The following is a 25,668-nucleotide window of genomic DNA, read 5'->3' on the forward strand; positions in this document are numbered from 1 at the left end:
TGATGGTCACTTGATTGCAGCTTATTAAAGCCATCTAAGCTTCACGTATGGAAGAGATAATTTCCACTTAAGTCCATAGTGATCGCAATCAGATAAATTTTATGATGTGTGTTATCAATATGCCTTGGTTGAACCATAAATGAAGGAAGGGTGATATGAGCAATGACGGACAACAAGCTTCTGGGCATCTACGCATAGTTCAGCGCCAAAAAGCAGGTATATCCACTGTTCTAAATCCGTCCCTTGCCTTATCAACTATTCCCACACTGGCTTCTCCAATGCGTGGCTTTGGTTTACAAACAAATAATCCTCCAATCCAAAGACTAACTGAGGCATCAACTGAGCTTCAAGAAGTGCAGTCTGCTAATGAGCAATTCTTGGAACCAGAAGCCGTCAAACAGCCCCTTAGTCATGATATTAGTCGCATATCTTTGCATCGTCCCCAGGCAAAACTCACGGTTGGTGCGCCAGACGATCATTATGAGCAGGAAGCCGATCAAGTTGCCGATCAGGTTATGCGAATGGCTGAACCAGAGCCAATAGGATTGCAGAATACACAGACTCAAGACCAAGTGCAAACTAAGCCTCTAGCCTCTGCCATAACTCCCTTAGTGCAACGGGAGGCAATGCCAGAAGAGGAAGAGGAGTTACAAACTAAACTTATTAATGCACCCATCCAAAGAGAGATTTTACCAGAAGAAGAATTACAAACTAAGCGATCGCTACAACTCGCTACCAATGACAGCTTCCAAACTGGGGACAACTTTGAGAGTCGGCTAAACAGCAGTGAAGTTGGAGGAAGCCCATTACCAGATGCCGTGCGTTCTTTCATGGAACCACGTTTTGGTACAGATTTTAGTCAAGTACGGGTACATACAGGCACTCAATCGGTGCAGATGAATCAGGATTTAAATGCCCAGGCATTTACGCACCAGCAAAACATTTTCTTTGGTGCGGGTAAGTCACCAGGTAATGATGCATTAACCGCCCATGAACTGACTCATGTGGTGCAGCAGACAGGAACAGCCCAGAGAAAATTGATTCAACGGGCAATTAACCCCACATACGACCTGACACACGGTATTTTTGAAGTAAATGCCACACCAAACGGGGCGAGTCTACCGATTACTATTCGTTTTAAACCCAAAACCACCGCTCCCTACTCTAACCAGATTGGACTGATTCAGATTGTGCGTCTGACAAATGCTACAGGTACAAATGTCGAACCTCAGTCTTTACCTGCTGCTAGTGGTGCTAGCCTCCGTACCACTGCTGATGCAACCACGGGAGTTGAAGGCGGATATTTCACTGATGCGCTGCATAATGATGCACCTGCTCACGGTGGTACAGGAACCAATGCCGCAGCCGGAAGTGCATTACCTGCCCAGTACCCCTTTGGTAACGACCCAGCCCAACCTAATCCCGCAACCCCTGGACTTTCACGACCCTCTTCTAGTGGGGCAAGCGGAGCCACTATTGGTTACAAACGCTCCGATGACCCCACCGACATCAAAGCAGCAGAACTAACCGATGCTCCCGGAGGGGCTGGTGAGTTTAATTTCGACTTTCAGACGGTGGCTAAGGGAGAAGACACCATGACAACTTATGGAGCGCTTCATTGGGGCTTCCAAATCCGTGCTGGCAAAGTTGAGAACGATCATGCATCAGCACAGGATGGTCAATCTGCTACCTTCGATGCAGCTTTGCAGAAGCATCAAGATTTTTACGTACACGAACCAGTCATTTTTTACTTTGATTTCGACAGCGACCAACTGAGTTCCAGCGAAACAGGCAAAATTGATACATTCTTAGATTACCTGCGGCGATTCCCTGATGTCAAAGTAACTCCTGAAGGCTTCGCTGACAGGCGCGGCGGCGCATCTGGGCACAACCTCGATCTATCTCTACGCAGAGCGCAGGTAGTGGGAGCAGCCCTGCGTGCTAAGGGTGTAGCTGAAGCTCAAATTAGTGCTGTTACTATCGGCTCTGGTTCAACCGAAGACTTTACCCCTGATGCCACAACTAACCAAGATACAGAAGCGAATCGTCGGGGTAATCGCCGAGTTGTCTTGAGCTTTCAGCATGTGCCAGCAGCAGCACCAGCAGCACCAGCAGGGGGAGGAGGGACACCTTGATCTTGAGAACAATAGGAATATTCGTGATACTTGTGATGCTGGCGATCGGAGGAAATTTGTATATGAATAATCAAGATGCTACCGCGACACCTATGGAGCAGATCAAAACACGTCTCTACTCCACAGATCAAGACATCAGCGCTTTAGCACTAGGTGAATTGATTCGTTTAGGCAAAAAAGCCACCCCGATTTTGTTGGAAGCCTTGACTAATCCCAACCCCCGTACCCGTCGGCTTGCAGCCGAGGGACTGAGCGAAATTGCCGATCCCGCTAGTGCCGATGCTTTGTTCCAAGCCACCCATGACACTAATCCAGAAGTGCGTGCCCGTGCTGCCACTGCCCTACACCAATTAGGAGATAAACGCTCATTGCCCGCTTTGGTCGCTACCCTTGATGATTACCCTGACATTCTGCACAATCCCTACACAGCTTCGATGTATCCTTTAATGCGAGGCGGAAAAGAAGTTTTACCTTTGGTAATTCCTCTTTTGCAAGCACCAAACGATCTCACTCGTGAGCGGGCTTTTTTGATTGTTAAGGCTGTAGTGAGTAAGCTACCCCAAGGGCAAGACTGGAATCAGTTGTGGCAGAGTTTGGGAAGTTATGATCCCGCAGGCCAAAAAGCAGAACGTGACAAGGCTGCTCAAAAATGGCAGGAATGGTTGAGCAAATAATTACTAATTAGTCACAAAAAACTAAGTATTCTACGAAACGTAAATAGGCTTAAAATCCTTACTAATGACCAATGACAAATGACAGCCTTAGCCAGTTAGCTTTAATTTCGCCGACCTACTTACCCATTAGTAGCGGAGTTACCTAACCGTATTATCGATTCCCTCTACGATTCTTGAACCCAAACAAAGCGCGATGGTGAGCGATGTTGCTGCTGCTAGCGCCGCTAATGTCCGAATGTGATTCCAGATTGTCCAGTTGGTCAGGTAGCTAGACCATAGGCTCGCACCTTCAGTACTATCCGGCTCGACTTTCGCCAGGGCTTCGTTGAGCGGTACATTGAAAACTATTGTTACGCCTAATGTACCAACGAGGTAGAGCAAGCTGCCGAGAAGCAAGTAGGCGGCACCGGGTTGATGCCACTTTAATAGCGAGGAGATTAAAAGAAAGATACAAGCCGCAGCCGTTCCCAAAAACGCTGTCATAAAAAATGGATTGATTACCGTGATATTGATGGATTGCATAGCGGCAATGCCCTGTGGCGGTTTCAGCCGAGCAAGGGCATTCATCACGAAGGTCGAGAAGGCGAAGAAAACTCCGGCTATCAGCCCGCAGCCCAGTGCCGAGAAAAGCTTTAATGCAAAATAATATTGTTGAGTTATCAGATGTTGCAGCATCGTCTCACCGAAAAAATGGGTATGAAGCCCCGTCCTTACAGGACGATCACCTCTGTTCTCTCTGTATGGGAAACGAGTGCCTTTGCTCCACACTTACTAATGATAATGTAAAAAAAGATAGCCCTAATATAGGTTTGCTAACCAGGCTATAAAAAAATCTATCCAGTCCATAAGTTTTTTACCTCATTAAAACATCACTTTCCCTACTTATCCATTGAAATTCTGAGTTGAGAATTTCTTCAACTGTAATGTTGGGAATTTGAGTTAACCATCTCACTCAGTTGTCGGGTGCAAGGCTAATTAAGGGTTTGGTGCTGACATCTGCGGGTTTTGTCATTGTCAAAAAATCATACTACAATATCCAGATCCCCAGAACCTTCTCAGTGCATGAATTGAAAATAAGCTAGTAGTGATGAACAATCTCCTCTCAGCATTATTTGCACTTTTCTGTATATGTAGGACATTCATCTCCAATTAAAATAGGCGGAGACTTTAAAGAGGACATTTAAAAGAGTGCTGATTTTAAATATTACTTGAATGGCTAAGTATTGAGTAGTAAAGCTTAAAAAAACTTTTAATTTGGATAAAAATATGGTGATGAAAAGTTTGAAAGAACATCAAGTTTATGGGCATTTAGCAGTGGAAAAGAAGCTCGGTATTCTTGTTGTCGATGACCACCAATTAATTTTGACTGGTACTCTTGATGTCTTAAATCAAAAGTATCCTGAAGCTATTATTATCAAGGCTCAGACGGCAAAAGATACACTTTCTCAAGTGCAATGTTACCAGTTTGACTTGATTGTGATGGATTTATCAATTCCCGATCGCCAAGGGGAGACAGCAGAAATTGATACCGGAATTAAGTTGTTGCAAACTTTGCTTAAAGAATATCCCCATCAGAATTTCATAGTGCAAACTAGTTATGTAAAGGCATTAATCAGAATTAAACACGAGATTGATAATCATCAAGGTGGGTTTGCGATCGCAGATAAAGGATTACCCGAAGATGAAATGCTCATGCGGGTTAATTTAGCGCTTCAGGGTGCAACTCACACAAAAGACATCAAAACAGGAATCGAACTCAAGCCGGAATGGTTGGATGTGTTGCGTTTGGCTTTTGAAGAGAGTTTAACAGATAAGGCGATCGCAGACAGAATGTATAAATCAGAACGAGCAGTACGTACTTACTGGACGAAGATTCAGGATGTTTTGGGGGTGTATCCTGAAGACTGCAAGCAAAGTGGTAAGAATATGCGAATCCTCACCGAAATTCGTTCCCGTGAAGAAGGTTTAATTGATTAATTACAGCTATTTTCACCTAAATAGACCACACGCTAGAGGCATAGCAATACGGTTCGCTTAAAGGGAAAAGGTTTTGAATACATCCTTAAATATGCTGTAAATATAGGGAAAATAAATCCTAAATTAAATGAGAAGGGGAATCTGGAATCGTATTTGCCAAGAATTTGGGTTGTAGTCGCTGGCTGCACCTCCAGGGATTATAGTTCTATTTGTGGTGATGTTGATCCGAATAACCGGGGGAATGCAATCTTGGGAATGGATGCTTCTCGATACGATGTTACGTTATAGACCCCTTAAATTGTCATTACGAGCGCAGTGATAACGGAGCGAAGTAATCACATAATCCCCTGCTTAAAGCGATTGCGTCGTCGTTCCTCCTCTCTACGAGACGCTGCGCGAACGCTACGGACAGGCTTCCAGAGCGATCGCCTCCGGCGGGCGGGTACGCCATCGCACAATCCTATTGCTAGATGACGAAACCAAGTACTAGGGGGAATTTTAAGACTTGTGTGTACACCGTAGCCTCTTAGGAGCAACTGCACAGGCGGCACTGCCACCCGCTATGAATGAAAGAAACTATTTTGAAGCGATTAATGAACGAGTACATTAGAATTATCCTGACAGTTAAAACCGAACCCACAATAGTGTGTTGAGCCTGATTAGGAGCATGGTTCTGGGGCATTATGGCTATGACATTGGTGAAGGACTTGCGTTTCCTATCCCGTTTGAAAGATTATCTATGAGTACATCCCTTTTGTCAGGACTATCCATAATAACTAGAACAGGGTTGCAGCAATGAAATTGCCAGCAAATCAAGAGAAAAACCAGCCTGTACCTGTGGTAAAACCTTCATCCACTTTAGAAAAAATTAACCAGAACGCAGCCGGAATAGACCTTGGTAGTGGAGAACATTGGGTTTGTGTGCCCACTGATAGGGCAGATAAAAATGTTCGCCGATTTGGGTGTTTTACCCCTGATTTAATTGCAATGGCCGATTGGTTAAAGGAATGCCGAATAAATACCGTGGCAATGGAAGCCACAGGAGTTTATTGGATTCCAGTGTTTCAGATATTAGAAGCCAAGGGTTTTGAGGTCAAATTAGTCAATGCTCATCACGTTAAAACAGTCCCTGGGCGCAAAACAGATGTGTTAGATTGCCAGTGGTTACAAAAGTTACATACATATGGACTACTGTCTGGTTCTTTTCGCCCAGAAGACCTTTCTTTGTGTGCTACGCAGTTATGTCCGTCAGCGAGATACCTTAATCAAGAGTGCTAGTGCCCATATACAACGGATGCAAAAGGCACTCATCCAGATGAATTTACATCTCCACAAAGTCATCAGCGATGTGACTGGTTTGACCGGAATGAAGATTATAAAAGCAATCGTTGCTGGTGAACAAGACCCACAAGTTTTAGCATCCCTCAAAGACCCACATATCAAAAGCAGCACAGCAGATATTGCTGCATCTTTAACTGGTGATTACCGCCGTGAACATTTATTTGTCCTCCAGCAAGAATTAACACTGTATGAGATTTATCAACAACAGATTATTGCTGTTGACGCTGAAATTGAAAAATGTTTAGCATCTTTTGAACCTAAAACTTTAGATGAACCACCAACAACAGGAAGAAAACGCAGAAAAAAACCGACTGCAAATCACCCCGATTTTGATTTGCATAAATATCTTTATCGGATGGCAGGAGTAGATTTTACACTGATTGATGGTCTTGATGCTTTAACTGTTCAGACCATTTTATCTGAGGTGGGATTAAACCCGAAACGTTTTCCCAGCGTTAAACACTTCACCTCTTGGTTGGGTTTATGTCCTGGTCAAAAAGTGACCGGCGGTAAGGTCAAAAGCTCTCAAACTCGTACTGTTGTCAATCGTGCTGCAAATGCTTTTCGCATAGCGGCTTTTTCTCTGACTCACAGCCGTTCTGCTCTGGGTGCATTTTATCGCCGCTTACGTTCTCGCTTGGGCGCACCCAAAGCAATAACTGCTACTGCACACAAGCTGGCTCGTTTGTTCTACCAAATTTGGACAACTGCTGGACGATATTCTGATCCTGGTATGGAATACTATGAGCAAAAATACCAGGATCTGATCCTCAAAAATCTCCAGAAGAAAGCGCAAGCTTTTGGTCTTCAACTTGTCCCCAAATCCCAAGATAAGGGGGAAGCTTCATTTGGTCAAACCCTTTCTACATAAGCTTTACGTCAAGTGTTTCTTGAAAGCGCCCCACTGGCGGCGATCGCCACCCGTTACTGATGTAGAGAAACTTTTATAATGGAAAGTACCCTGACAGCTAAAACCGAATCCTCAGTAGTGCTTTTAAGCCTGCTTGAAAGCGTGGTTCTGGGCTTTTATGGTTACTATCTTTTATGGTTACTATATTGGTGAAGTGGCTTTCGCTACTATCCCGTTCAGAAGATTATCTAATAAGACCGGCCCAGGTCAGGGTCCTCATCATTATTTGGTCCTAGACTTCAGATGAATTCTAGGCAACTTTGATGTATGTAAATTTTCACATCGCATAAATCTTTACTATTTTTAGTATTTCCAGGCTCTAAGTGTGGAGTAAAGAGTTTCTCAGAAGAGAAATAGAAGTGAGGTTTTCCAGATGCCGTGAAAAGTCAGATTTTGGATAAGGTTGAGCTTATATCATTGATTGATAAACAAATATGCACACCCAATCAAAACAACTCAACATACTCACTCCATCTAGAGAGTTACCTCTATATGGCAAGAGAATTTTAGTAACAGCACCGAGAAATTATGCTTATAGGTTATCTGAACAAATTATCAAACAAGGTGGTTTACCTGTTTTCATGCCTACTATCGAAACCTGCTATTTATCAAACTACACTAAATTAGATGCTGCTCTCAACCACATAGTTGAATTTGATTGGATTGTCTTCACAAGTAGAAATGGCATCACTGCATTTTTTCACCGGATGAATGATTTAAATATTCCTGTATCTGTGGTAGAAAAATGTCAATTATGTGCTTTGGGAAAAGATGCAGAAAGCCTATTGTCTTTTTGTGGCAAGGTAGATTTAATTCCAACAGAATCTAGTCCAGCCGGAATTGTGGCGGAATTAGCGAAAATTCCGCAAATTCATGACAAAAAAGTGCTGATACCTGCACCAGAAGTTGTTGGTTTGCCTGAGCCTGATGTTGTACCCAATTTAATTACGGATTTGCAGCAATTGGGCATAGAAGTAACTCGTGTACCCACATATATTACACAGGGCTTAGACACAAGTATCTATAGTATTGAATTAAACTTGATACATCAAGGAATGATTGATGTCATTGCCTTTAGTAGCACGGCGGAAGTAGAAAGCTTTTTGACAATGGTCAACTCGCAAAGTGACTATGAAGGTTGCATTATTGCATGTTTTGGCCCTTATACAACTGCTAATGCGCGGAAGTTGGGTGTGAATGTCTCCATCGTGTCTAGGGATTATAGTTCATTTGAGGGATTTGCTGAAGCGATCGCAGAATTTTTTACTCTCACTTCCAATTCACACTAAGCACTTCAGGATATAGAGTAATCAACCACATTTAACTCTAGACTAGCAGCACATAAACCCGTAGGATCAACAATGTAGTTCAGATTTAGCTAGGGATTGTTACATGGCAACTTATAAAGTCACATTAAAGACTCCAGATGGAGAAAAAACTATTGAAGTTCCTGATGATGAGTACATCTTAGAGATCGCTAACGAAGAAAATGAGATGGACTTGCCTTACTCTTGTAATGCTGGTTCTTGCTCAACCTGCGCTGGTAAGCTGATTTCAGGTACAATTGACCAATCAGATCAGAACTTCTTAGACGACGATCAAATAGATGCAGGATGGGTTCTTACCTGCGTTGCCAGACCAACTTCTGACTGTGTAATCCTAACCAATCAAGAAGATGAACTTAACGGTTAACTAAGAAAGGTGAATTTAAGAAAGAGCAAGTTTTGTAGGATGCGTTAGAACATTTGTGCTAGCGCAACTAAAATCTGAGGTAGTGCTTTACTCTCGGCAATAACACACTCTACAAGATTTAGAATTTTGCACTTTCCTAAAAAATCTATATAGCCTGAGTCATTTACACTAAAAAGCGCTCTCTAAAAAGGGAGCGCTTTTTATTTAGTTTAATAAATAGCTAGCAGATATAAAGCAGAAATTAGCCAGATGATGCTAGATTAACTTTGACGACTTTGTTCTTTTCTTCTTCAGCCTTGGGTAGCGTCAGGTTCAAGATACCATCTTTATAATCTGCCTTGACGTTAGTATTTTGAATCCGAGTAGATAAAGGAATTACACGTTGGAATTTACCGTAGTGGAATTCGCTTTTGATTACACCTTTCTCTTCAGATTTAGCTTCAGACTTCCGCTCACCACTGAGGTATACAGCATTTTCTGTAACTTGCAAATCCAGGTCTTTAGCTTCAATTCCCGGAAGTTCTACTTTTAGATGAATTGCATCTTCAGTTTCTTTTAACTCAGCAGCAGGAACTCTAGCATAGCCTCTGTCTAAAAATGCAGATGGTAAAGTTTCTTCATCAAATAAACGATTGATTTGACGTTGTATTGTGTTCAATTCTTGCCAAGGGTTCCAACGTACTAATGTCATCTTTCTACCTCGTATAATCAGTATGTTTGCTGTTCGACTAATTGAGGATTTATTTCCTTGCTTTTCATAGTATTTAAAAATAAAAGTGGTGTAAATTCGGTTTTTATCACATGATTTATGATGATTACCGAACCACAATAAATGTAGGGTAATCTGAACTAGCTAGGTTCGGTAAACTCGACAAGAGAGACTTGAATTTAAAAATTCTCTAATTTATAATTTCTAGAATATGCCTGTAAGCTAATATTAGGTACATAGATACCTAACTTATTTGAGAAGCCAGACATCGGAATTACTAACCGATTTATGAGGAACAATAATATACTGATTACATTTTAGATTCTTTCTGAATAAGGTGATTTTGCCACAACTTTGAACCAGATTATTCTGTGCAGTTTCACAAATAATTGCAATTAGGGTATTTGCTCAATCAATAATATCAATTAAAAGTGTTGTATTTTCTTGTTTTCATAGAGATAATAAAAGACTGGTAACAAACCGCTCACAAAAGATATGTCAACAAGTTGGATTTATCTCATCGCAGCAATACTTTTTGAGGTTTCAGGCACAACTTGCATGAAGTTATCAGAAGGATTTACTAAATTAGTCCCTTCAGTATTAATATTTGTTTTTTATGGACTTTGTTTTAGTTTTTTAACTCTTGCTCTCAAGAGACTTGAAGTAAGCGTGGCTTATTCTGTCTGGGCTGGGTTGGGAACTGTCCTAATTGCAATCATTGGTATTATTTGGTTTCGTGAATCTGCTACATTTATCAAACTTTTGTCGATCGCCCTAATAATTATGGGTGTAGTTGGTATAAATGCAAGTGAATAAATAAAAATACCTCGTCTATTTTAAAATAGACGAGGTAAATAAACCAAAACTGATCATTCTGCTTGTTGCTGTTGTAGTGAATACACCAGCAATTTTTATTATTCCGTTAGCAAAGCAAAATGAGCGGACTTAGTTAAATGCTTTTAAAAGTATAGTAAACCTCGGTAAATATAGCCCACAAGTAATTTACTTTTAATACTTTACCAGACATAACCAAACTCATACAGCCAATTTGGCAGGTTTTTTATACACTGAGGCGTAAAGGATATTATTTTATAGTCTCAACTTAAGCTAAAAAACAATTTTGGCTTTAATCCGAGTAGATTAGCTCAAAATTTATTAAACCCAGCAGAACGACGATAAAGTAACCAGATAAATAGCGGTGAACCCAGCAATGCGGTGACAGAACCTACTGGTAGTTCTACTGCTCCTAATCTAGAGAGTAAATCTGCAAAAGTCAGTAACCATGCACCTGCAAGGGCGGAAAGTGGTAGAACAAAGCGATGATCTGTACCAACAATGAGGCGGACACCATGAGGGACAACAAGACCAACAAATCCAATCAAACCACTGATACTGACTGCACCTGCGGCTAAGAGAGTAGCGACACCACCAATTAACAAACGCGATCGCGTCAACGAAACCCCCAAACCCACAGCCAAATCATCTCCCAAAGCCAGCACATTTACCGATCGCGCCAGCAAACATCCCCCGATCAATGCAACGATAATGTAAGGACCAGCCGTCGAAATTTCTTGCCAACCGCGTCCATTAAGACTACCAACCAGCCAACTGAGCGCAATTTGAATTTGACCATCTTCGGCTAAAAGCAGCAATGTACTTTGTACAGCACCAAATAAAGAACTCACCGCCACACCGCCTAAAATCAACCGTTCAACCGAAATTCCCGAACCCGCGCGACCGAGTAAAATAACGATCGCAGAAGTCAAAATTGCCCCCATCCACGCTGCTAAAGGAATTGCGATCGGGAATATTTGCCACACAATCATCACAATCACAATTAATCCAGCACCTGCTGAAATGCCCAAAATAAATGGATCGGCAAGACTATTGCGTAACATTCCTTGCAGTAATGCTCCTGACATTCCCAAAGCCGCGCCGACAATGAGAGCAGCCGTAATGCGCGGGAGACGTAAATCCCAGAGAATTGTCTGTTTAACTGGATCACCTTTGTGGAGTATGGCTTGCCAAAATTCCGACATAGTTAAAGGTACTGCTCCTTGAGAAAGGGACAGCACTAGCGTTACCATCAGTGCTGCACTCAGGAGTAAAACAGCCCAAAGTACCCGGTGTTCAGTAAAAATTGTCTTAAATGGTTTAGTCAAATTTAGATATGCATTTTTTTTAAATATAATGCGTCTCAAACACAGATGCATTGGACATTGGGCAGGAGGGAGGGCAATACGGTTCGGTTAAAGGGGAAAGGGGAAAGGGAAAAGGTTTTGAATAAATTTTTACCCTTTACCCCTTACCCTTTACCCAGACCACAAGGAAAGTGAAAAATGCTTATCCGAACCGTATTGGGAGGGAGGGGAGTTAAAACTTAGACATTGAGCTTCTGAAGGTGAAAGTTGACCCTCAGAAGGTGAAAGTTGACCCTCAGAAGGTGAAAGTTGACCCTCAGAAGGTGAAAGTTGAGCCTCAGAAGGTGGAAGTTGAGCCTCAGAAGGTGAAAGTTGAGCCTCAGAAGGTAAAAGTTGAGCCTCAGAAGGTGGAAGTTGAACCTCAGAAGGTGGAAGTTGAGCCTCAGAAGGTGAACGTTGATCTTCTGAGGCTAAATCCTTTTATGCCCAATGCCCAATTCCCAATACCTTAAGTCAATTCCAGCCCACCTTGATAGCCAGTGACAATGCGCCCACCATCTTTGAGAATGTGGACTTCTATCTGATCGCTAGCCCAAGTAATCTGGTCTTGGAAAGCCGGGTTTAACACACGAACCCGTTGATTACTAGAAGAAACTGGAGAGTTGGGAGAATTAATTGCCAGAGATTGGACAAAAGGCCCGTCAATCAAGATATCAAGTTGTTCTAACAATTCTTGAGAACCTGGAGGCGCGGATTGAGATTGTAACTGCTTGAGAGTGAACCCAGAAAAAGACATTACATTTAACCCAGCAGCTTTTACTTTACGAGCTAAAGATGCCAATGCAGTTGCTTGCCAAAATGGTTCTCCACCAGAGAATGTTACACCCGTGTTGTGGGGATTGCTGAGAATATTTTCGGCAAGGGTATCAACAGCAATCAATTGGTTAGCCTCAAATGACCAGGAGTTAGTATTAAAGCAGCCAGGACACTCACGAAGACAACCTTGTACCCAGACGACTGCACGACAACCAGGGCCATTAACTTCTGATTGATCGACGTAACCCATAATGTTGAGATAGCCAGGGGGAATTTCCATGAGTGCTAGCGATGGGTCAGTTGGCTTAATTTCCATCTCTTTAACTCCTTTTAGCCGTTGCCTGTTAACCGTTAAATATAGCGAATCGACCGTTAAATAACTGTGACCATTAATGATTAATCTCTCAAAAACTTGATGGGATTTTGAAAAGTCCGCTTTAACTGACTAGACTGAAGTTAGTTGCCCAGCTAGTATTAATCCTTTTATAGATAAAATCGATGACTGAACAAAGTTCTAGAATTTGTATCCTTGGCGGAGGCTTTGGTGGTCTCTACACAGCCTTACGCTTAAGCCAGTTACCTTGGGAATCTACGCAAAAACCCGAAATTGTTTTGGTAGATCAAAGCGATCGCTTCCTATTCTCCCCTTTGCTTTACGAATTACTCACTGGCGAACTGCAAACTTGGGAAATTGCCCCACCTTTTGAAGAACTTTTACAAGGTACTGGGGTGCGTTTTTATCAAGGAGTTGTGTCTGGAATTGACATCGACCAGCAACGGGTAAATATACATGAAGGGCCAGAAATCCCTTACGATCGCTTAGTGCTAGCACTAGGAGGCGAGACACCGCTAGATTTAGTCCCCGGTGCAACAACCTACGGCTACCCATTCCGCACCATCTCTGATGCCTATCGTTTGGAAGAACGCCTGCGATTTTTAGAAGAATCGGATGCCGATAAAATTCGGGTGGCAATTATTGGGGCTGGCTACAGTGGTGTAGAGTTAGCCTGTAAGTTAGCCGACAGACTCGGTGAAAGAGGACGCTTTCGGATCGTTGAAATCGCCGATCAAATTTTACGAACTTCTCCAGAGTTTAACCGAGAAGCAGCAAAAAAAGCTCTAGAAGCCCGTGGCGTGTTTCTAGACTTAGAAACCAAAGTCGAATTAATAGAGCAAAATAGCATCACCCTAGAGTATAAAAACCAGTTAGACACAATTCCCGTAGATTTGGTAATTTGGACTGTGGGAAATAGGGTTGCGCCTGTCGTGAAATCTCTTCCCCTCAAGCAAAATCAGCGTGGTCAAATCAGCACTACATCCAATCTACAAGCGATCGATCATCCAGAAATCTTTGCCTTGGGAGATTTAGCAGACTCTCATGATGTTGAAGGACAGCAAGTCCCCGCCACAGCACAAGCCGCTTTTCAACAAGCTGATTATACTGCTTGGAATATTTGGGCAAGTCTCACTAATCGTCCCCTCCTTCCCTTCCACTACCAACAGTTGGGAGAAATGATGACATTGGGTAAAAACAACGCCACCCTTACTGGTTTGGGAATTAAACTAGATGGCCCCTTGGCATCCGTCGCCCGCCGGATTGCCTATTTATATAGGTTGCCAACTTTAGACCATCAACTCAAAGTTGGTTTTAATTGGCTAGTGCGTCCAATCATCGAGACACTTTCTAAGTAACTTAATTGGGAATTGGGAATGGGGAATGGGGACTAATGACAAATGACAAATGACCAATAACAAATGACCAATGACAATGATTTGCTTTATTTTCGTCAAGCTACTTAGCAGATGCTAGACTCTACCCACAGAACCTCTCTAACGAGCCAAAATCTAACATTCAAAATCTTCAAACTTTGATGGAACAACCGAAAGTTATTTTTTTAGATGCTGTGGGTACACTCTTCGATGTTAAAGGCAGTGTGGGTAAAGTTTATAGTCAGATAGCCGAGGAATTTGGTGTGACGGTTCCAGCCGAAACATTGAATACAGCCTTCATCAAAAGCTTTAAAGCAGCCCCGCCGCCAATATTTCCAGATGCAGAACTCCAAGATATTCCCCAGCGCGAGTTTGATTGGTGGCGGATAATTGCCCTGAACACTTTTGAAAGTGCAGGTGTCCTCAAGGAATTTTCTGACTTTTCAGCTTTTTTTAGCGAACTTTACATCCACTTTGGCACTGGCGAACCGTGGTTTGTTTATCCCGATGTCTTACCAGCTTTAATCAACTGGCGGCGCTTGGGGGTTACTTTGGGGGTGCTATCCAATTTTGATTCTCGGATTTATTCAGTATTGCAAAGTTTGGGATTGAGAGAGTTTTTTACCTCCGTCACCATTGCTACCCAGGTACGTGCAGCTAAACCCGATCCTCAAATTTTTGCTATTGCCTTAGATAAACATAAATGTTCCCCTTCAGCAGCATGGCATATTGGCGATAGCGTTGTAGAAGACTACTACGCCGCTAAAGCAGCAGGACTTAGAGGCGTTTGGATCAATCGTGGTTAATTAAGGAGATACTTTAGCGATCGCTATTTTTTCTCAAATCTAAACACAACACAGCATATACTCAACAGATGAGAATACTAGACATCTCCAGAAATTAATTATGCGTTACCTGAAACCCTTGTAGAGACGTTGCATTGCAACGTCTCTACATTCATTTTTGGAGAGGGAATGGGGAATGGGGAGCAGGGGGACAAGAGGACAAGGGGACAAGGGGACAAGAGGTGAGAACTTGAAACAAGTCTTTCCCCTTGTCCCCAATTCTCCTTGTCCCCAAGTCCTCTTCCAAATTCCCAATTCCCAATGCTGCCCCAACACTCGTATGATCAACATATCAGGAAAACATAGCAGCCAGATTTTTACCGCAAAACATGGGCAGTATTTGGGAAATCGATTTTTACTCCCGTCCGATTTTGGACGATAATCAGAAAAAAATTTGGGAAGTCTTAGTCTGCGAAAGCCCCTTGGATATTGGCACAAAACCAGATTCTTTGTTTCGCTATGCTCAATATTGTCCCAGTACCCAGGTAAACTCGGGCTGGTTGCGGACAGCATTGCAAGAGGCTATTAACCAAGCTGGAAAAGCACCAATTAAAATCCGCTTTTTCCGCCGCCAAATGAACAACATGATTACAAAAGCCTGTCAAGATATAAGCATTCCCGCCCAGCCTAGCCGCCGTACTTTGGTTCTTAACCAATGGCTAGAAGAGCGGATGAAGGAAGTGTATCCTCAAGAACCGGGGTATCAAGGGGGGACTAATCCCTCAGTCCGCTTGGAAAAACCTTTGCCGCAACGTTTACCAGATGCTTTAGAAGGGCAACAGTGGGTATTTGTTACCTTAGATGCTGCGGATTTGGCTGAAATGCCAGAGTGGGAAATTGGCTTTGGTGAAGCTTTCCCTTTAGAATTGGCAAAAGTTTCACCCGAAGCCCGTATTCCTGGTATTTTGATTTTCTCACCGAGAGCGTTGCCTTTGGCTGGCTGGATGTCTGGTTTGGAGTTGGCTTTCTTAAGATTTGACACCAGTGAAGAGCCGAGATTGCTTTTAGAAACGGGTGTTAATGAAAGCTGGATTGTGGCAAATATCAAAAAACCTCAAGTCTTAGCAGAGGCTAAAGGTTTTGAAGAAGCCAAGCAAAAAGCTAACGGAGTGCATTTTATTGGTATACAGTCTGATCCCAAAGCAGAATCTTTTGCTGGTTTTTGGCTATTGCAAGAGGTTAATCTTTGAAGATGGGAATTGGGAATTGGGAATCCCTTCGGCTTCGCTCAGGGCAAGTGGGAACGGGGAATGGGGACTAATGACCAATGGCCAATGACAAATGACAAATGACAAATGACTAGATCCGTTGAGACATGACAATGATTTGGGATAATTAACTGCGTCCATCAGTTTTGATCTGCGGTTCCAAATCGTAACTGTAAGGAAACGCTGATGATTTTTGGATAGTTATCTGCGTCCATCGGCAGAAAGCCCGATCGTTGGTTTTTAGCGATCGCACTTTCTCCAAGGTGCGTTGATATGCGGTTCAAAATCCACAATTCACTAAGGGTCATGGGTTCTGAAAATTTGTCACAAGATACACTAGCCGAACAGTTGCTGGAACTAGCTATAAAATCTGGAGCAGAAGCTGCTGAGGTGTATCAGTCGCGATCGCTTTCTCGTCCAGTGTTTTTTGAGGCAAACCGACTCAAACAGCTAGAAAACAACCAATCTGAAGGTACAGCACTACGGCTTTGGCGAAACGGTCGTCCGGGGCTGACGGTGGCTTACGGTTCTGTATTAGCCGAAGTGATGGTGGAAAAAGCTCTGGCATTAAGTCACCTGAATGAACCGGAAACTGTAGAATTAGGCTCTAACTTTCAGCCCTCCTACCCAGATTTAGGAGAAAGTGTACCGATAGAGATTTTGGTAGACTGGGGCAAAGAAGCGATCGCACTCATCCGCGATGTCTATCCCGATGTTGTGTGCAATGGTGACTGGGAATGTGATATTGAAACTACCAGAATAGTCAACACCAAAGGTTTAGATTGTTACTACACTGATACTACCCTTAACTGCTATGTATCAGCAGAATGGGTACGTGGCGATGATTTTTTAAGTGTTGCTGATGGTCAAACCAAGCGGGGAGAACTCCACCCTGAGAGATTAGCTAACCAAATTTTACAACGGTTAATTTGGGCCAGAGAAAATGTCTCGCCCCCTACTGGTCGTGTCCCGATTTTGTTCACTTCTAAAGCTGCTGATATGCTTTGGGGTACTGTGCAAGCCGCTTTGAATGGCAAGCAAGTCTTAGAAGTCTCTTCACCTTGGGCAGAACGTTTAGGGAACCCAGTTGTTGCCCCCAGTCTCACTCTCTACCAAGATCCAGAAGCTGGCCCTTACAGTTGCCCTTTTGATGATGAAGGTACTCCGACTCAATCTTTAGTATTTATCCAAAACGGAATCTTACAGCATTTCTATGGCGATCGCACCACCGGCCGCCAACTGGGTACTGACACTACTGGAAATGGTTTTCGCCCTGGTTTAGGCAGCTATCCCACTCCTGGTTTATTTAATTTTCTCATCCAGCCAGGTTCGGCATCGCTACCAGATTTGATTCAACAACTAGATGATGGCTTGATTGTGGATCAAATGCTGGGTGATGGTGGCAGTATTTCTGGAGATTTTTCGATCAATGTCGATTTAGGCTACCGCGTCCAAAATGGTCAAGTAATTGGGCGCGTTAAGGATACTATGGTTGCAGGTAATGTTTACACAGCTCTGAAGCAATTGGTTGCACTGGGCAACGATGGTGACTGGAATGGTTCTTGTTATACTCCATCTCTGATAGTAGAAGGGCTATCCACCACGGGGAGAAGCAATTAAGTAATTCGTAATTGGGGAGAGTACTTTTGTACAGCGATCCTAAATTATTTGTGAATAACAAGATCCCCGACTTCTTTAAGAAGTCGGGGATCTGAGCCTTGAGATAGACTTTTAAACCATCCTCTAAGATTCCACTAAACAGCTTTTTAGGAAAGATTTGTAATCCAAGATTTAAAATCCAAAATTGGTATGAATCAGCGTTTTCGCACCTGGTGGCAGCCTAGAAGAGGTTTAGCGATCGCCGAAGCTTGTGTTATCGGTTTGGTTGCTGCCCTATCTGCGGTGTTCCTGAAAGTAGGATCGGGATGGCTGGGAACATGGCGAGTGCATACAACCCACCTTTTCCCGGCATGGCTGGTATTACCTGTAATTGGTCTTGTCCTGGGATTTCTCGCTGGATGGATGGTGGATAGATTGGCACCAGAGGCTGCTGGTAGCGGTATTCCGCAAGTCAAAGCTTCTCTGGCAAATGTGCCTGTAAATTTATCTTGGCGGGTAGCAGGTGTAAAGTTACTCAGCGCTATCATCGCCATCGGTTCGGGCATGACTCTAGGACGGCAAGGCCCTACTGTCCAAGTAGGGGCAGGTTTGGCAGCAGGCATGAGTCGTTGGGTTCCCACTTCCCCCGATCATCGACGGCAAATGATTGCAGCAGGAGCGGGTGCGGGTTTGGCTGCTGCTTTCAATGCTCCGATCGCAGGTGTATTATTTATCGTTGAAGAGTTACTCCAAGATTTATCAGGATTGACTCTGGGAACTGCCATTATCGCCTCCTTTATTGGTGGGGTAATATCCCGACTCTTAGGTGGTGGCTCTCTTGACCTGAACCTGCAATTAACGCAATCTTCCAGCCAATTTTCTATCCCAGAAATTCCCTTTTTTGTACTGTTAGGTATCTTGGCAGGGTTGTTGGGTGCATTGTTTCATAGCGGCTTAATATTTAGTATTAAATTTTATAGAAGATTACACATCAGCTTACCCCTGCGGGTAGCTTTAGCTGGATTTATCTCTGGTGTTGTCGTGGCTATGCTCCCTCCATCCTTCCGGGATAATACAGGATTACGGGAGTCCTTAATTACTGGGGGTTCACAACCTACAGTAGCAGCGATCGCCTTTGCCGCCCAATTCATCCTCACACTCATAGCATTTGGTTCGGGAGCGCCAGGGGGATTATTCGCTCCGAGTCTGATTTTGGGTTCTTGTTTAGGACATATCATCGGTGTAGCTGAGTTATATATCACTGGAGTTGGTTCTCCGACTACTTACGCCCTAGCGGGGATGGGGGGATTTTTTAGTGCCGTTTCTAAAGTGCCAATCACAGCAATTGTGATTGTGTTTGAAATGACTACAGATTTCAATCTGGTACTACCTTTAATGATTGTTTCTGTAGCAGCTTATCTGGTTGCGGATAAGGTAGTCCCTGGTTCGCTTTATGAGAAACTTTTGGAGTTAAAAGGTATTACTCTCACCAAACAACTTCCAATGGAGGGAGCATTAACTAAGTTAACTGCAAAAGATGTGATGCAAGAACGAGTGGAAACTCTGGATGCAGAGATGAGCTTAGAAGAAGCCATGCAGTCCTTTGCTCGTTCACATCATCGTGGTTTTCCTGTGGTAGAAGATAGCAAGTTAGTAGGGATTGTGACGCAATCAGATTTACTGAAAATTCGTGAGAGTGCAAAGCACACGCTCCGCGATCGCAATTTAGCTGATATTTTCTTAAAAGAAATTATGACACCTGTCCCGATGACGGTGACACCGACTCACACTCTGGCCAATGTGTTGTATTTACTCGATCGCTATCAAATCAGTCGCTTACCAGTGGTGAATGGACGGAAACTGATCGGGATTATTACCCGTGCAGATATTATTCGGGCGGAAGTAGATCATCTCAATTGTGGAAATGGAACTCCTAAGCTGCAACCAGAACCTTCATACATAGTTTACCAAACGCGATCGCCTAGCACCGGTAGCGGTAGATTATTAGTACCAGTAGCTAATCCCGAAACCGCAGGTATTTTATTACAAATGGCAGCAGCTATTGCCCGCGATCGCCATTATGAAATAGATTGCGTGCAAGTTATGCTCATACCCCGCCACAGTTCCCCATCAGAAACACAAGTAAGAACGGCAAAAAGTCGCCGCTTGCTAAGACAGGCAGAAGTCTTAGCAAAAAAGTGGAAAATTCCCTTGCACACGCAGATTCGAGTTACCCACGATGTCGCCCAGGCAATTTTAGAGACAATCAACGAACAACACATCGACCTAATCTTAATGGGATGGAAAGGTAACACATCTACCCCTGGTCGGATTTTTGGCAGTGTTGTAGACAACATAATTCGCCAAGCCACCTGTGAAGTCGTGTTAGTAAAATTAGGCACTACCCAGCACTCCCTAATTTCCAGCCCCCAGTTCAATCGCTGGCTAGTGCCAATGGCTGGTGGCCCCAATTCTCCGCTAGCAATTAAGTTATTACCTGCTTTAATTACATTGGGAAATGAACCGCAAATTCACTTGACACAGGTGTTTAAGCCATTTGAATTCAAGCCAGATATGTCAATTTCAGAACAAGCCATTCGCCATTTGATGCGACGGCAAAAATTATCTAGTACTGTAGTTGCGCTCCCAGTGCAAGCTGATTCAGTAGCGGAAGGTGTGATTAACCTAGTGAAAACCGAAGGTTACGATGTTGTAGTTTTGGGAGCATCACGCGAGGGATTATTGCAGCAGGCAATTCAAGGTAATATTCCAGAAGCGATCGCCTCTGGTGTAGAAAGTACAGTGATTTTGGTCAGAGGTGCAATTCACAAGTGAACTACTTAGGCTTACCTGCGGTTGACATAAATATTACGATATAATTAACGTGAGTTCGACGGATAGGAAAGCCCAAAAAGATTGCTAGATATGAATTTGCTCAACTGGACAGGGCCAAGCGATCGCTACAATTGATTGAGAATCAGCAAAAAAGTCACAAAAAAATGCCGAGACTAATAATATCTAACAAAAATCAGGGTCTCGGCTATGTCTACCATGATATCTCGCCTCGACATCACGCAAATTTTCTGCGACGTAGATGATTTCTGTAACCAGTGGGAAAATCTCTGGCAGCAAGTACCACAGTTGCCATCGACAACAGGAGAAAGGCGCAGCACTTCCCGAATGCATCTATCAGAGGTGATGACAATAGTCATTGCATTTCATGGCAGTGGATATAAGACTTTCAAAGAATTCTATACCATGCATGTGCTGACAAGTTGGCGTGAAGCATTTCCAAATCTGGTCAGCTACACTCGGTTTGTGGAACTGATGCCCTGGTGTTTAATGCTGTTATGTTGTTTTTTACATACACGTACAGGAGAAATTACAGGGATTAGCTTTATTGATTCCACCCCAATTAATGTTTGTCACAACTGTAGAGCACATTCTCACAAGGTATTTAAAGGGTTGGTGAAATGGGGGAAAAATTCTGTGGGTTGGCACTTTGGATTCAAGCTTCATTTAATTATTAATGATTGTGGAGAATTACTCGCATTTTCACTAACCCCAGCAAATGTAGATGACCGAAAACCAGTCCCAGATATGACTAAGGACTTGATTGGTAAACTCTTTGGTGACAGAGGATACATCTCTCAAAAATTATTTGAGGAGTTATATGAGCGAGGGTTGCAATTAGTCACAAAATCTAAAAAGAAAATGAAAAATCGCTTGGTAAAACTGATTGATAAAATTCTGTTACGCAAACGTGCTGTCATTGAGTCCGTCAATGACCATTTGAAAAATATATGTCAAATAGAACACTCTCGCCATCGTAGTCCATTTAACTTTTTGGTTAATTTGATGGCAGGGCTTACTGCTTATACCTATTTGCCCAAAAAACCATCTATTGACATTTACCCAAAAGACTTACCTGCATTGCCTCCTGCTATTTTTTAGTTCTGTCGAACTCACGTTAATTACTGTTTTTACCTATGATAAAGAACACCAATAATCAAAGTAAAAATTATTGGAATTAAGATTGGAATAGCAACTATCAGTCCCCATTTTCCAAACTTAATTTCTTCACCCTCAGATTTTAGAAACGCAATCCAACCTACAACTCCCATCAAAACCCAAAGAAACCCAAAGGAAAGAAATATAATAAATACTGAATCTTCCATTTTTATTGAAATTATAACTAATGACCACTAACTAACTTTACTAAGTTTGCACGAAAATGGCTAAAATTAGAAGTGTCATGGTGCTGTTTTGTTCGCCAATTTTATATTTTGGAAAATCCCTAATTAACAATTGAAGCAAGGAAACTTGATACGTCCTTACTCCCCAAGGGTTGGAGTTATTTAAACATACAAACAAAGCCTGCATCAGCAGGCTTTACCCATAATAATTTTTAAGAATTACGCAAAATTAGAATGCAACTTATTATTAATAGTTAGAACGGGAGCCAGTGGAACCTACCACATTAGGATCACGATAAGCTACATTATCATCAGCTTTGCGATTCTTGCGACCCAATAAACCAAATAAACCGAGCAAGCCCAACAAACCCCAATCCCCATCTTGATAATTTCGATCGGTAGCAGCGCGGTCTGTAGTAGTATTTGTAGCAGTACCATCAGGAGCTGCTGTTGTCTGAGCAGAAGCAGGCATAACTGTGGGTAAAGTAGCCAAACTTAGAGCTAGAACAGTACTTCCTAGAATTTTGGAGACATTAAAGCGTTTCACGATCACATTCCTCAATTGAATTGCTACAACTAATAGTTAAAGCATATTAAGTTTTGACAACGCCAGCATCAATCTTTAGCTGCAAATATAAATCAGCTTAAAGTTGCATTTGCAATCGATTAAATAAGCATTTTGGTATAGATTATATTACCGAGCCTATGAAATTAGGTAATAATGAAGTCAGCGATCGCATTAAAACCAGCTCGATTACAGAAGAAAAAATTACCTCTTCAGCTATGACTGATGTTGATAATTGAAGGCAGAAAATACAGTAATTCTGGTCAGTGGTGGGCTTAATAAATAAATATGGGATAATTTTATAGATTTTACTTGGCATTTTTGTGTGGGAATTTGATGCTGCAAATGTGCATACCCATAATTAATATTTATACTAAAACTTGTATTGCATTATCTATCAATTGTGCCAAATCTTGAGAATATTTTCACCACTCCCACCACCTGCAATAGTTTCTCCATCAGGGCTGATGGCGATCGCATAAATATATCCAGAACCTGTATCTAAAGTGCGAATTTCCTTACCTGTCAAAGGATTCCACAGTTTAATTGTCTTGTCACTGCTACCACTGACAAGGGTAAGGCCATTTTGAGTTCCACTGGGCAAAAAGGCAACAGAATTAACCTTATCTTTATGTCCCTTTAAAGTGCGGATTTCCTTTCCTGTATTTAGATTCCACAATTTAATTGTTTTATCTTTACTGCCACTAGCTAGGGTTTTGCCATCAGGTGCAAAAGCGACTGAAAGAATCGAATCTGCATTTCCTTTTAAAGTGCGAATTTCCTTACCTGTATTTAGATTCCATAATTTAATTGTCTTATCCCAGCTACCACTAGCTAGGATTTTGCCATCAGGACTAAAAGCCACAGATGGAACACCATCAGTATGTCCATCTAAAGTGCGGATTAACTTTCCTGTCTCCAGATTCCACAGTTTGATTTTTATATCCTTACTAGCAGTACCACTGGCAAGAGTTTTGCCATCAGGACTGAAAGCTACAGAAGTAACTCCGTCGGTATTTCCCTCTAAGGTGCGGACTAACTTTCCTGTCTCCACATTCCACAGTTTGATTGTCTTGTCTGCACTACCACTGGCAAGGGTTTTACTATCAGGACTGAATGCTACAGTCCAAATCCAATTGGAATGTCCTTCTAAAGTGTGGATTTCCTCTCCACTGGCCAGATTCCATAGCTTGATTGTCTTATCATCACTGGCACTACCAAGGGTTGTGCCATCAGGACTAAAAGCTACAGAATTCACATCGCTGGAATGCCCCTTGAAGGCTTTGGGTAGAAAATCGCTTTTTGAGGGCGCAGAAATAGGCAAAGAAGTAGGCGGAGAATTAGACGGAGAATATTCGCTCATTGTATGGGGGCGAGTCTGGAAATACCACACTCCCCCCAATCCCAATACCACAATGCTAGAAATTAACAGCAGTTGACTTTTTAATGTCTTATTTAGTTTTGTTAAAACTGGCCTTTTGTTTGCTGGAGTAGACGCAAATGTTGGTGTAAGTAGAGTTACGGGCAGTGGTGAAAATGATGATAGCCCAGGTGTCAAGTCAGCGATGACTTCATCAGCCGATTGGTAACGCTTTTGGATATCTCGTTGCAACAGCTTATCCAAAACTTCACCCAACTCTATAGACACAGAAACCCCATCCCTACCTGGACTGATTACATATTGTCGCCAAGACCCAACCCAACTATAGCCTTGTTGTATCCACAGTTGAGATGGACGAACCCCAGTCAGTAGATGAAAACAAGTCGCCCCTAAACTGAATAAATCACTGGCTGGGTAAGCTTTACCATCTTGCATCTGTTCAAGTGCAGTGTAACCGTGTGAGCCAATAACAGTACCCATTTTAGTCTGTACTGTTGCTGTCAGCTGCTTAGAGGCTCCAAAATCAATTAGCACTAATCGCCCGTCACTTTGACGACGAATAATATTTTGTGGTTTGATATCCCGATGAATCACTCCCCGCACATGGGTAAACTTCAGCACGGGCAGTAAATCTAGCAAAAGTTCACGAATCTGTGTTTCACTATAGTTTCCGCGCCTTTCCCATTCCTTAAGCAAGTTTTGCCCATCGATAAATTGCTGCACTAAAAACAGATAGCCATTTTGCTCAAAATAAGCCAATAAAGTTGGAATTTGTGGATGTTCGGCGAGTTCTTGTAGTCGGCTTGCTTCTTGTTTAAATAGTTCAATGGCCTTTGTTAGTGGCCCAGTTCCCTGAAGTTTTGGGGCAAATTGCTTAACAACACAGCATTCATTCAGCTTATGTACATCTTCTGCTAAATAGGTTCTACCAAATCCGCCCTCATCTGATAACACCTGAGTGGGACGATAGCGACCTCCCAGCAGGGGTATTAATTCTGCTCTACAACTATGGCAATAGTTATTTTTATCAGGATTTAGGGGTTTTTGGCAATCGGGATTCACACAACAGAGCATACTGGGAATCCATTTGAATGGGAGTATATATTCATCTTAAGTCATGCAGTATTATCTCTGTTCTTAGTTAATCTCACTGAGAACCTATACATATCCCCAATTTCCTTGCCTCATCAGGTATTGAAGAATTTAAATAATTTGAAAAAAGTTGTGCTTAAGCGATATTTTTTGAAGAATTTATTTGCATAAAATGAACCATAATATAATACTTACGCATTGATAGGAAATACCAAATATGGATGATTTTAAAAATCACATTTGTTGTAAGTGCAATCGGTAAGCCCTACGCGTAGGGGTACGCTAATGCCAGTTCCTTGATACCGAATAACTCGTTCACCGGAATGGCTCATCCCTTTGCATCTACATGAATTACCCCTAGCGCCTGAGTGTATTTCCTATCAAAGAATGATTAATAAAAACCTGAAACGACCGACCTATTTATGTTTAAGCAAGTTGGCACAATAAAATAAAACTATGTAAAGAAAAATGAACTAGGCTAAAAGCTTTATACTTATTGCCTATTGCCTTATCCCAACGACAATTATTTACGCCTGCTTCCTTATACACAACACGATCCTTTTGTAAAGTACGTGAATTAAACTTTGACTTTCGGATATAAATTTTCAGGTGTTGGTGAATTCAGCTATCGTGGAAAGTAGTAATAATTTTTGGGAAAGCATCAAATACCTTCGTTG

22 protein-coding genes and 3 pseudogenes are annotated in these 25,668 nt (G+C 42.4%); 14 read left to right on the forward strand and 11 right to left on the reverse strand.

What is annotated here, in order from left to right:
• Nucleotides 1–155 precede the first annotated feature (155 nt).
• Both ACFFRD_RS16480 and ACFFRD_RS16485 read left to right on the forward strand, forming a co-directional pair.
• Complete coding sequence (locus ACFFRD_RS16480; protein ID WP_392482386.1) at nucleotides 156–2,135, forward strand: DUF4157 domain-containing protein; 1,980 nt, start codon at nucleotides 156–158, stop codon at nucleotides 2,133–2,135.
• A gap of 62 nt (nucleotides 2,136–2,197) precedes the next feature.
• On the forward strand, nucleotides 2,198–2,809 hold the full coding sequence (locus ACFFRD_RS16485; RefSeq protein WP_392482387.1) for a HEAT repeat domain-containing protein: 612 nt from the start codon (nucleotides 2,198–2,200) through the stop codon (nucleotides 2,807–2,809).
• Between the two features lie 138 nt (nucleotides 2,810–2,947).
• Here the strand turns inward: ACFFRD_RS16485 and ACFFRD_RS16490 are convergent, their stop codons facing one another.
• From ACFFRD_RS16490 to ACFFRD_RS16500, 3 genes and pseudogenes are all read right to left on the reverse strand, one after another.
• On the reverse strand, nucleotides 2,948–3,484 hold the full coding sequence (locus tag ACFFRD_RS16490; protein ID WP_392482388.1) for a DUF1772 domain-containing protein: 537 nt from the start codon (nucleotides 3,482–3,484) through the stop codon (nucleotides 2,948–2,950).
• A gap of 52 nt (nucleotides 3,485–3,536) precedes the next feature.
• Nucleotides 3,537–3,662: pseudogene (locus ACFFRD_RS16495) on the reverse strand (IS4 family transposase); the annotation flags it as partial.
• A 3-nt stretch (nucleotides 3,663–3,665) separates the two neighbouring features.
• A pseudogene (locus tag ACFFRD_RS16500) lies at nucleotides 3,666–3,821 on the reverse strand (transposase); the annotation flags it as partial.
• A 254-nt stretch (nucleotides 3,822–4,075) separates the two neighbouring features.
• Between ACFFRD_RS16500 and ACFFRD_RS16505 the strand changes: the two are divergent.
• Entirely contained in the window at nucleotides 4,076–4,786 is a 711-nt protein-coding gene (locus ACFFRD_RS16505; RefSeq protein WP_392482389.1) for a response regulator, read from the forward strand.
• Between the two features lie 335 nt (nucleotides 4,787–5,121).
• On the opposite strand, the gene ACFFRD_RS16510 is transcribed toward ACFFRD_RS16505, so the two are convergent.
• On the reverse strand, nucleotides 5,122–5,343 hold the full coding sequence (locus tag ACFFRD_RS16510) for a hypothetical protein (protein ID WP_392482390.1): 222 nt from the start codon (nucleotides 5,341–5,343) through the stop codon (nucleotides 5,122–5,124).
• Nucleotides 5,344–5,623: 280 nt separating this feature from the next.
• Between ACFFRD_RS16510 and ACFFRD_RS16515 the strand changes: the two are divergent.
• The 3 genes and pseudogenes from ACFFRD_RS16515 (at nucleotide 5,624) to ACFFRD_RS16525 (ending at nucleotide 8,729) form a co-directional block, all read left to right on the forward strand.
• Nucleotides 5,624–6,998 (forward strand): annotated as a pseudogene (locus tag ACFFRD_RS16515) (IS110 family transposase).
• A gap of 473 nt (nucleotides 6,999–7,471) precedes the next feature.
• Nucleotides 7,472–8,326 carry a uroporphyrinogen-III synthase gene (locus ACFFRD_RS16520; protein WP_392482391.1) on the forward strand — a complete coding sequence of 285 codons (855 nt, stop codon included), beginning with the start codon at nucleotides 7,472–7,474 and terminating at the stop codon, nucleotides 8,324–8,326.
• Between the two features lie 103 nt (nucleotides 8,327–8,429).
• Complete coding sequence (locus tag ACFFRD_RS16525; protein ID WP_392482392.1) at nucleotides 8,430–8,729, forward strand: ferredoxin; 300 nt, start codon at nucleotides 8,430–8,432, stop codon at nucleotides 8,727–8,729.
• A gap of 241 nt (nucleotides 8,730–8,970) precedes the next feature.
• Here ACFFRD_RS16525 and ACFFRD_RS16530 read toward each other — a convergent pair whose 3' ends face one another.
• Complete coding sequence (locus tag ACFFRD_RS16530; protein ID WP_392482393.1) at nucleotides 8,971–9,420, reverse strand: Hsp20/alpha crystallin family protein; 450 nt, start codon at nucleotides 9,418–9,420, stop codon at nucleotides 8,971–8,973.
• A 513-nt stretch (nucleotides 9,421–9,933) separates the two neighbouring features.
• On the opposite strand from ACFFRD_RS16530, the gene ACFFRD_RS16535 reads away from it, so the two are divergent.
• On the forward strand, nucleotides 9,934–10,254 hold the full coding sequence (locus tag ACFFRD_RS16535; RefSeq protein ID WP_392482394.1) for a DMT family transporter: 321 nt from the start codon (nucleotides 9,934–9,936) through the stop codon (nucleotides 10,252–10,254).
• A 329-nt stretch (nucleotides 10,255–10,583) separates the two neighbouring features.
• Here the strand turns inward: ACFFRD_RS16535 and ACFFRD_RS16540 are convergent, their stop codons facing one another.
• Nucleotides 10,584–11,525 carry a FecCD family ABC transporter permease gene (locus tag ACFFRD_RS16540; protein WP_392483086.1) on the reverse strand — a complete coding sequence of 314 codons (942 nt, stop codon included), beginning with the start codon at nucleotides 11,523–11,525 and terminating at the stop codon, nucleotides 10,584–10,586.
• A 314-nt stretch (nucleotides 11,526–11,839) separates the two neighbouring features.
• Between ACFFRD_RS16540 and ACFFRD_RS16545 the strand changes: the two genes are divergently transcribed.
• Nucleotides 11,840–12,091, forward strand: coding sequence for a hypothetical protein (locus ACFFRD_RS16545; protein ID WP_392482395.1), 252 nt, complete (start codon nucleotides 11,840–11,842; stop codon nucleotides 12,089–12,091).
• Here ACFFRD_RS16545 and ACFFRD_RS16550 read toward each other — a convergent pair.
• On the reverse strand, nucleotides 12,088–12,711 hold the full coding sequence (locus tag ACFFRD_RS16550; RefSeq protein ID WP_163931333.1) for a 4Fe-4S single cluster domain-containing protein: 624 nt from the start codon (nucleotides 12,709–12,711) through the stop codon (nucleotides 12,088–12,090). The two genes, ACFFRD_RS16545 and ACFFRD_RS16550, sit on opposite strands and share 4 nt — an antisense overlap.
• 182 nt (nucleotides 12,712–12,893) lie before the next feature.
• Between ACFFRD_RS16550 and ACFFRD_RS16555 the strand changes: the two genes are divergently transcribed.
• The 3 genes from ACFFRD_RS16555 to ACFFRD_RS16565 all read left to right on the forward strand — a co-directional run bounded on the left by ACFFRD_RS16555 (nucleotide 12,894) and on the right by ACFFRD_RS16565 (nucleotide 16,140).
• A complete protein-coding gene (locus ACFFRD_RS16555; protein WP_392482396.1) occupies nucleotides 12,894–14,087 on the forward strand; it encodes an NAD(P)/FAD-dependent oxidoreductase in 1,194 nt (397 codons plus the stop codon).
• 179 nt (nucleotides 14,088–14,266) lie between these two features.
• Nucleotides 14,267–14,911, forward strand: coding sequence for an HAD family hydrolase (locus ACFFRD_RS16560; RefSeq protein WP_114080555.1), 645 nt, complete (start codon nucleotides 14,267–14,269; stop codon nucleotides 14,909–14,911).
• A 368-nt stretch (nucleotides 14,912–15,279) separates the two neighbouring features.
• On the forward strand, nucleotides 15,280–16,140 hold the full coding sequence (locus tag ACFFRD_RS16565) for a Tab2/Atab2 family RNA-binding protein (RefSeq protein WP_114080556.1): 861 nt from the start codon (nucleotides 15,280–15,282) through the stop codon (nucleotides 16,138–16,140).
• A gap of 158 nt (nucleotides 16,141–16,298) precedes the next feature.
• On the opposite strand, the gene ACFFRD_RS16570 is transcribed toward ACFFRD_RS16565, so the two are convergent.
• Nucleotides 16,299–16,466, reverse strand: coding sequence for a hypothetical protein (locus ACFFRD_RS16570; RefSeq protein WP_159402452.1), 168 nt, complete (start codon nucleotides 16,464–16,466; stop codon nucleotides 16,299–16,301).
• On the opposite strand from ACFFRD_RS16570, the gene ACFFRD_RS16575 reads away from it, so the two are divergent.
• From ACFFRD_RS16575 to ACFFRD_RS16585, 3 genes are all read left to right on the forward strand, one after another.
• Nucleotides 16,465–17,778 (forward strand): TldD/PmbA family protein, encoded by a 1,314-nt coding sequence (locus ACFFRD_RS16575; protein ID WP_392482398.1) that lies wholly within the window; start codon nucleotides 16,465–16,467, stop codon nucleotides 17,776–17,778. The two genes, ACFFRD_RS16570 and ACFFRD_RS16575, sit on opposite strands and share 2 nt — an antisense overlap.
• 189 nt (nucleotides 17,779–17,967) lie before the next feature.
• Nucleotides 17,968–20,592: a chloride channel protein gene (locus ACFFRD_RS16580; protein ID WP_392482399.1), complete on the forward strand. Its 2,625-nt coding sequence runs from the start codon at nucleotides 17,968–17,970 to the stop codon at nucleotides 20,590–20,592.
• Between the two features lie 216 nt (nucleotides 20,593–20,808).
• Nucleotides 20,809–21,711 carry an IS982 family transposase gene (locus ACFFRD_RS16585; RefSeq protein WP_392483087.1) on the forward strand — a complete coding sequence of 301 codons (903 nt, stop codon included), beginning with the start codon at nucleotides 20,809–20,811 and terminating at the stop codon, nucleotides 21,709–21,711.
• Between the two features lie 29 nt (nucleotides 21,712–21,740).
• On the opposite strand, the gene ACFFRD_RS16590 is transcribed toward ACFFRD_RS16585, so the two are convergent.
• The 3 genes from ACFFRD_RS16590 to ACFFRD_RS16600 all read right to left on the reverse strand — a co-directional run bounded on the left by ACFFRD_RS16590 (nucleotide 21,741) and on the right by ACFFRD_RS16600 (nucleotide 24,973).
• Nucleotides 21,741–21,935, reverse strand: a complete 195-nt coding sequence (locus ACFFRD_RS16590) for a hypothetical protein (protein ID WP_190961675.1) — start codon at nucleotides 21,933–21,935, stop codon at nucleotides 21,741–21,743.
• A 265-nt stretch (nucleotides 21,936–22,200) separates the two neighbouring features.
• Complete coding sequence (locus ACFFRD_RS16595; protein WP_392482400.1) at nucleotides 22,201–22,500, reverse strand: WGxxGxxG family protein; 300 nt, start codon at nucleotides 22,498–22,500, stop codon at nucleotides 22,201–22,203.
• Nucleotides 22,501–22,915: 415 nt separating this feature from the next.
• Nucleotides 22,916–24,973, reverse strand: coding sequence for a protein kinase (locus ACFFRD_RS16600; RefSeq protein ID WP_392482401.1), 2,058 nt, complete (start codon nucleotides 24,971–24,973; stop codon nucleotides 22,916–22,918).
• Nucleotides 24,974–25,668: the final 695 nt, after the last annotated feature.

The organism is Nostoc sp. C110 (assembly GCF_043099725.1).
Taxonomy (GTDB): Bacteria; Cyanobacteriota; Cyanobacteriia; order Cyanobacteriales; family Nostocaceae; genus Nostoc; species Nostoc muscorum_A.